General features: G+C 73.7%; 8 protein-coding genes and 1 pseudogene. 2 read left to right on the top strand and 7 right to left on the bottom strand.

Annotated features, from left to right (window positions below):
• Positions 1–60 precede the first annotated feature (60 nt).
• Genes EEJ42_RS35735 through EEJ42_RS35725 form a run of 3 tightly spaced genes read right to left on the bottom strand, consistent with a single transcriptional unit; the run spans position 61 to position 2,805 of the window.
• Positions 61–1,275 carry an acyl-CoA dehydrogenase family protein gene (locus EEJ42_RS35735; RefSeq protein WP_123106364.1) on the bottom strand — a complete coding sequence of 405 codons (1,215 nt, stop codon included), beginning with the start codon at positions 1,273–1,275 and terminating at the stop codon, positions 61–63.
• Between the two features lie 8 nt (positions 1,276–1,283).
• Positions 1,284–2,306, bottom strand: coding sequence for a phosphotransferase family protein (locus tag EEJ42_RS35730; RefSeq protein ID WP_123106363.1), 1,023 nt, complete (start codon positions 2,304–2,306; stop codon positions 1,284–1,286).
• A 49-nt stretch (positions 2,307–2,355) separates the two neighbouring features.
• Positions 2,356–2,805: a winged helix-turn-helix transcriptional regulator gene (locus tag EEJ42_RS35725; protein ID WP_123106362.1), complete on the bottom strand. Its 450-nt coding sequence runs from the start codon at positions 2,803–2,805 to the stop codon at positions 2,356–2,358.
• Positions 2,806–2,941: 136 nt separating this feature from the next.
• Between EEJ42_RS35725 and EEJ42_RS35720 the strand changes: the two genes are divergently transcribed.
• Complete coding sequence (locus tag EEJ42_RS35720; protein WP_123106361.1) at positions 2,942–3,607, top strand: NADPH-dependent F420 reductase; 666 nt, start codon at positions 2,942–2,944, stop codon at positions 3,605–3,607.
• 107 nt (positions 3,608–3,714) lie between these two features.
• A complete protein-coding gene (locus EEJ42_RS35715) occupies positions 3,715–4,641 on the top strand; it encodes an NADP-dependent oxidoreductase (RefSeq protein ID WP_123106360.1) in 927 nt (308 codons plus the stop codon).
• A gap of 15 nt (positions 4,642–4,656) precedes the next feature.
• Here the strand turns inward: EEJ42_RS35715 and EEJ42_RS35710 are convergent, their stop codons facing one another.
• From EEJ42_RS35710 to EEJ42_RS51365, 4 genes and pseudogenes are all read right to left on the bottom strand, one after another.
• Entirely contained in the window at positions 4,657–4,977 is a 321-nt protein-coding gene (locus EEJ42_RS35710) for a DUF202 domain-containing protein (protein ID WP_123106359.1), read from the bottom strand.
• On the bottom strand, positions 4,965–5,372 hold the full coding sequence (locus EEJ42_RS35705) for a YidH family protein (protein ID WP_123106358.1): 408 nt from the start codon (positions 5,370–5,372) through the stop codon (positions 4,965–4,967). Before EEJ42_RS35705 ends, EEJ42_RS35710 begins: the two co-directional genes overlap by 13 nt.
• Complete coding sequence (locus EEJ42_RS35700; protein ID WP_123106357.1) at positions 5,369–5,905, bottom strand: NUDIX domain-containing protein; 537 nt, start codon at positions 5,903–5,905, stop codon at positions 5,369–5,371. Before EEJ42_RS35700 ends, EEJ42_RS35705 begins: the two co-directional genes overlap by 4 nt.
• Before the next feature lie 28 nt (positions 5,906–5,933).
• A pseudogene (locus EEJ42_RS51365) lies at positions 5,934–6,327 on the bottom strand (hypothetical protein); the annotation flags it as partial.

Raw genomic sequence — 6,327 nt, 5'->3', positions numbered from 1 at the left:
CGGGGCGGAGCCCCGGTTACGGGAAGGGGCGGGGCTGGGGAAAGAAGCCCCGCGCCACCCCTACTGGTACCGCTTCAGCTCGCGCCGCGCCAGCGACCGCTGATGCACCTCGTCCGGCCCGTCGGCCAGCCGCAGCGTCCGCGCCGCCGCCCACAGCTCGGCCAGCGGGAAGTCCTGGCTGACCCCGCCCGCGCCGTGCAACTGCACCGCCTGGTCCAGGATCCCCACCACCGTCCGCGGCGTGGCGATCTTGATGGCCTGGATCTCGGTGTGCGCCTCCCGGTTGCCCACCGTGTCCATCATCCAGGCCGTCTTCAGCACCAGCAGCCGCAGCTGCTCGACCGCCACCCGGGCGTCCGCGATCCACTCGTGGACCTGCCCCTGCTGGGCGAGGGCCTTGCCGAACGCCTGCCGGGCCACCGCCCGGCGGCACATCAGCTCGATGCCCCGTTCGGCCATGCCGATCAGCCGCATGCAGTGGTGGATGCGGCCGGGGCCCAACCGGGCCTGGGCGATGGCGAAGCCGCCACCCTCCTCGCCGATGAGGTTCGTGGCCGGGACCCGGGCCCGGTCGAAGACGACCTCGGCGTGGCCGCCGTGGTAGTGGTCCTCGTAGCCGTAGACCTGCATCGCCCGCCGCACCTCGACTCCGGGCGTATCGCGCGGCACCAGCACCATCGACTGCTGGCGGCGCACGTCCGCGCCCTCGGGGTCGGTCTTGCCCATCACGATGAAGATCTTGCAGTCGGGGTTCATCGCCCCGGAGATGTACCACTTGCGCCCGGTGATGACGTAGTCGTCGCCGTCCCGCTCGATCCGGGTCTCGATGTTGGTCGCGTCGGACGAGGCCACCTCGGGCTCGGTCATCGCGAAGGCCGACCGGATCTCGCCCGCGAGCAGCGGCTCCAGCCACTGCTCGCGCTGCTGCTCGCTGCCGAACTGGGTGAGCACCTCCATGTTCCCGGTGTCCGGCGCGGCGCAGTTGAGGGCGGTGGGCGCGAGCTGGGGGCTGCGGCCGGTGATCTCGGCGAGCGGCGCGTACTGGAGGTTGGTGAGCCCCGCGCCGTACGCGGAGTCGGGCAGGAACAGGTTCCACAGCCCCTGCTTGCGGGCCTCGGCCTTCAGCTCCTCCACGACGGTGGGGGTGTCCCAGGGCGAACCGAGCTTGGCCCGCTGCTCGGCCGCGATCGCCTCGGCCGGGTAGACGTGCTCGTCCATGAAGGTCAGCAGCTTGGCGCGGAGTTCTTCGGTACGGGCGTCGAATGCGAAGTCCATCAGGTGTCTCAGCTCTCCTGGAGGGTGGTGAGGCCGTTGTCGATGAAGGCCGGGACGATCGCGCCGATGCGGTCGAAGCCCGCGCCCAGGGTCTGTCCGAGGGTGAAGCGGTAGTGGATGCCCTCCAAGATCACCGCGAGCTTGAAGTAGGCGAAGGCGGTGTACCAGGCGATGCCGCTGACGTCCCGGCCCGAGCCCTCCGCGTACCGCTGGACCAGCTCGTCCGTCCCCGGGTGGCCGGGGGCGCCCTGGGTGGAGGAGATGGGTGCGTCGTCGAGGGTCGGATGTTCGCTGTACATCACGATCAGGCCGAGGTCGGTCAGCGGATCGCCGAGCGTGGACATCTCCCAGTCGAGGATCGCCTTGATCCGGTCGTCGGTGCCCACCAGGACGTTGTCCAGACGGTAGTCGCCGTGCACCACGGTGGGCGCGGGGGAGGCGGGCAGCGCCTTGGCGAGCCGGGCGTGCAGCTCGTCGATGCCCGGCAGCTCACGGCTGCGCGAGGCCTCCAGCTGCTTGCCCCAGCGCCGCAGCTGCCGCTCCAGGAAGCCGTCGGGCCGCCCGAAGTCGCCGAGCCCGACCGTGGCGGGATCGACGGAGTGCAGCGCGACGAGCGTGTCCACCAGGGACAGCACCACGCCCCGGGTGCGCTCCGGGCCGATGGCGGCCAGCTGCTCGGCCGTACGGTACGGAGTGCCCTCCACGTACTCCATGACGTAGAACGGCGCCCCGACCACCGCGTCGTCCTCGCACAGCAGCACCGGTTCCGGCACCGGCACGCTGGTCGGGTGCAGCGCGCTGATCACCCGGTGCTCGCGCCGCATGTCGTGGGCGGTGGCCAGTACGTGACCCAGCGGCGGGCGGCGCACCACCCAGCGGGAGGTGCCGTCGGTGACGGCGTAGGTGAGATTCGACCGGCCGCCCTCGATCAGCTCCGCACTCAGCCCGCCGCCCACCAGCCCCGGCCGTTCGCGGTCGAGATGGGCGCGGAGCCGCGTCAGGTCGAGTCCTGGCGGATTGGCTGCGTTCATCGAGTCTCTTCTTCCGTGGGAGGCGGGCGGACGGTTCATTCCCTGTTGCTCATTCCATGTCCACCTCATGATGCCGACCAGTCGGTATGTAGTCCAGTGTCCGGCCGTCACCGGTTCCCTCCCGTCGCCGCTCGGCGCGCTCCTGGGCCTCCACGATCGCGTCGCCGTGCTCGATGCCCCAGGCGCCCAGCGCCTCGACCGGGCCCAGCAGGGTCCGGCCCAGGGCCGTCAGCCCGTACTCGACGCGCGGCGGCGCCTCCGCGTACCGGTGGCGCTCCACCAGCCCGTCGTCCTCCAGACGGCGCAGTGTCTCGTTGAGCACCTTGGCGCTGATGCCGCCGATCGCCGCGCGCAGCTCGCCGGGGCGGCGCGGACCCTCGCGCAGCCCGAAGAGCACCACGGCGGTCCAGGTGCCGGTCAGCAGGTCGAAGCCGATCCGGGCCCGGCAGTCGGCGATGAACCGGCCGGTGGGCGAGGGGTGCGGGGGTGTCGTCGTCACTCATGCCTCCTGTGGGGCGGGCGTCCGTACCGGCCTAGCGGATCCGTAGGACACCTCGGGGTGTGCAACGGAATTCCTAGTGTCCTCATCCAGCGGGCGGCATACGCCGCTTCGGATACGACGAGGAGGCCGCGCGATGCGGATCGGAGTGCTGGGCACGGGAACCATGGCCGAGGGGCTGGCGGGGCAGTGGGCACGGGCGGGCCACACGGTGTTCATCGGCGGCCGCACCCCCGCCAACGCACGGGCGCTGGCGGGACGGATCGGCCACGGCGCACGGGCCGGATCGCTGCGCGAGGCCGCCGGGTTCGGGGAGGCGACGCTGCTCGCCGTCGCGTACGAAGGGGTGTCGGCCACCCTGGAGGCGGCGGGCGCGGGGGAGGGGACGCTGAGCGGCCGGGCGCTGATCGACTGCACCAACGCCCTCGTCCCCGGCCGGTTCGTCCTCGCCACCGACGGCGGCCCGGGAGTGGCCGAGCGGATCGCCGCGCAGGCGGTGGGGGCGCACGTGGTGAAGGGCTTCAACCTGTGCGCGGACTCGGTGTGGCGGATGACCCCGCCGGTCTTCGCCGACGGGCCGCTCGCGGTGCCGCTGTGCGGGGACGACGAGGGCGCGCTGGAGGCCGTACGGACCCTCGTGCGCGACATGGGCTGCGTACCGCTGGACGGCGGGCCCCTGGAGCGGGCCCGCCACCTGGAGTCGACGGCTGCGTTCCTGCTCGGCTTCTGGTTCGCGGGGGCGGAGCCGCGGGCCGCGCTGCCCCCGGCGGCGGCCCAGGTTCCGCACCGCGTCGCCGACTGATCCCGCCCGGGCTGGATTTGCGGTGCCGTTTCCCGAGCAGGAGCGTCGTAGGGGGAACCCGGGGGGGAGGCCACCACCGTCACCAGGAACCGCAAGGAGCAGCCACCATGAAGGCCATCAGCTACCGCCGCTACGGAGGCCCCGAGGTCCTCGAATTCGGCGAGGTCCGGGACCCCAAGGTCGGGCCCGACTCGGTGCTGGTCAGGGTCAAGGCCGCCGCCGTGAACCCCGTCGACTGGAAGGCGCAGGCGGGCTATCTCGACCCCGTCCTGGACGCCGTCTTCCCGGTCATCCCGGGCTGGGACGTCGCCGGGGTGGTGGAGCAGACCGGACCGGCGGTGACCGGGTTCCAGCCCGGGGACGAGGTGATCGGGTACGTACGCGAGGACTTCCTCTCCCGCGGCACCTGCGCCGAGTACGTGGCCGCGCCGCTGCGCACGCTCGCCCGCAAGCCGCGGAACCTCTCCTTCGAGCAGGCCGCGGGCATCCCGCTGGCGGGGCTGACGGCCTACCAGACGCTGGTCGGCGCGCTGCGGGTCGGCGAGGGCGACACGGTGCTGGTGCACGCGGCCGCCGGGGGCGTCGGCTCGATGGCGGTGCAGCTGGCCCGGCACCTGGGCGCCCGCGTCATCGGGACCGCCGGTGAGCACAACCACGACTATCTGCGGACGCTGGGCGCCGAGCCGACCGTGTACGGGGAGGGCCTGGCCGAGCGGGTGCGGGCGCTCGCCCCCGACGGGGTGCAGGCCGCGTTCGACCTGGTCGGCGGCGACGCCCTCACCGCCTCCACGGAGGTGCTCGCCCCCGGCGGCAGGCTGGCGTCCATCGCGGACCCCGCGGTCCTCGGCCTCGGCGGCGCCTATGTCTTCGTCCGCCCCGACCCCGACGACCTCCAGGACCTGACCGACCTCGCCGAGCGCGGCGCGCTGGGGGTCGAGGTGTCGGCGACGTACCCGCTGGAACGGACGGCGGAGGCGCAGCAGCGCAACGCGGAGGGCCACACCCGCGGCAAGATCGTCATCACGGTCGACTGACCGAGTCGCAAAAAATCAGCGCAGCATCGCCGCGCCGCACACCGCCGCGCCCATCACGCAGCCCACCGCGGCCACCGCCGCGCGCGGGGTCAGGAGCGGCGGGCGCGGGGCGTGCAGGTGGCGGACGCGGTGGTGGGCCACGGCCACGAAGGCCAGCCAGGACAGGACGACCAGCGACAGGGCGAGCACCGGGAGCGGGCCGCCGCCCGCGTGCAGGGTCTGCCGCCCGGCGAGCGAGGCGGCCACGGCGCAGGCCAGCGTCGTACGCCGCCACGCCAGCCGGGTGCGCTCCGGCTGGAGCCCGGGGTCCCGCACCGGCTCGGTCACCCGCCCCACCCCACGGCGACGACGATCACCATCAGCAGCGCGACCACCCCGACGGCCAGCCCCAGCATCACCGGGAAGCGCGACACCGGCAGATCCTCGCCGCGCCGCATGGCCCGCTCGCAGCGGATCCAGTGGTTGATGGCGCGCAGGGCGCACACCGCGCCGCCCGCGAGCAGGGTGAGCGCGAGGGTCAGCCGGAGCGCCCGCCCGGTGTCCGGCAGGAACTGGTCGACCGCGAAGCCGCCGCCCACCAGGGCCATCGCGGTGCGCAGCCAGGCCAGGAAGGTGCGCTCGTTGGCGAGCGAGAAGCGGTAGTCGGGGGTGTCGCCCTCCTCGCGGAGCCGTTCGGGCGCGAACCACAGCCGGACGCCCGCCACGGCGTCCGCGAGTCTGCCCGCGGTCACGGGGTGGGCCTCTCGCGGCGCCACTCCTGGAGCCGCCGGTATGCCTCCGCGCCGTCCGGTACCCACTCCCACTGGGTGAGCCGCCGCTCCAGCTCGTCGTCGGTGAGGAAGGCGTGCCAGGCGATCTCGTCGGCCTGGGGCGCGACGGGGAGGTCGCAGCGGACCTCGTAGACCCGGGACCACCAGGTGTGTTCCGGCGTGTCGTAGAGGAAGGAGAACAGCGGTACGGGCGCGGGGAGTCCCTGGACGCCGAGTTCCTCCTCCGCCTCCCGCAGCGCCGCCTCGTCGTAACTCTCGCCCGCCGCGACGACCCCGCCGACGAACATGTCGTACAGCGAGGGGAAGACCAGCTTCCGGTCGGTGCGGCGGTGGACGAAGACGCGGCCCTCGGCGTCGCGCACGAGGACGAAGGCGCAGCGGTGGCGCAGCCGGAGGGCGGTGGCGTCACCGCGGCGGGCCTGGCTGATCACCCGGTCCTGCTCGTCCACGATGTCCAGCAGTTCGTCGGCGGAAAGCGGCTCCTGATCAGGCATACGGCCATACAAGCAGATGGCGCCGCGGTCAGCGCGAGGGGCCACCGCCGTAGGGACCGCCCTGCCCGCCCTGCCCGCCGTACGGGCCGGATCCGCCGCCCTGGCCGTACGGTCCGCCACCGCCCTGGCCGTACGGTCCGCCACCGCCCTGGCCGTACGGACCGGAGCCGCCGGGGTTGCCGTTGCCGTTCCCCTGACCGTTCCCCCAGCCGCCCTGGCCCTGCCCCTGGCCTTGACCGGCGCCGCCCTGGCCGTCGGCCTGCCGTTCCGCCTGTCGCCGGGCCTGCTCACCGGCCCACTGCCGCCACTCCTCGGCCCGCTCCCGCCACCGCTCGGCCGCCTCGGACCAGGCGGGCCCCGGCTGCTGACCGGAGGACGGGGTGCGCTGCTCGGCGGCGGGGGCGGCCGGGGCCCGCGTCGCG

This window comes from Streptomyces botrytidirepellens (genome assembly GCF_003721215.1).
In the GTDB taxonomy this organism is placed as follows: domain Bacteria; phylum Actinomycetota; class Actinomycetes; order Streptomycetales; family Streptomycetaceae; genus Streptomyces; species Streptomyces himastatinicus.
Note: the sequence above shows the minus strand (reverse complement) of the source record. Positions and strands in the feature narration are given on the sequence as shown.

Excerpts from the sequence above, each read along its gene's own strand:
- EEJ42_RS35735 (WP_123106364.1), bottom strand. The coding sequence starts at position 1,275 with ATGGACTTCGCATTCGACGCCCGTACCGAAGAACTCCGCGCCAAGCTG.
- EEJ42_RS35730 (WP_123106363.1), bottom strand. The coding sequence starts at position 2,306 with ATGAACGCAGCCAATCCGCCAGGACTCGACCTGACGCGGCTCCGCGCC.
- EEJ42_RS35720 (WP_123106361.1), top strand. The coding sequence starts at position 2,942 with ATGCGGATCGGAGTGCTGGGCACGGGAACCATGGCCGAGGGGCTGGCG.
- EEJ42_RS35715 (WP_123106360.1), top strand. The coding sequence starts at position 3,715 with ATGAAGGCCATCAGCTACCGCCGCTACGGAGGCCCCGAGGTCCTCGAA.
- EEJ42_RS35700 (WP_123106357.1), bottom strand. The coding sequence starts at position 5,905 with ATGCCTGATCAGGAGCCGCTTTCCGCCGACGAACTGCTGGACATCGTG.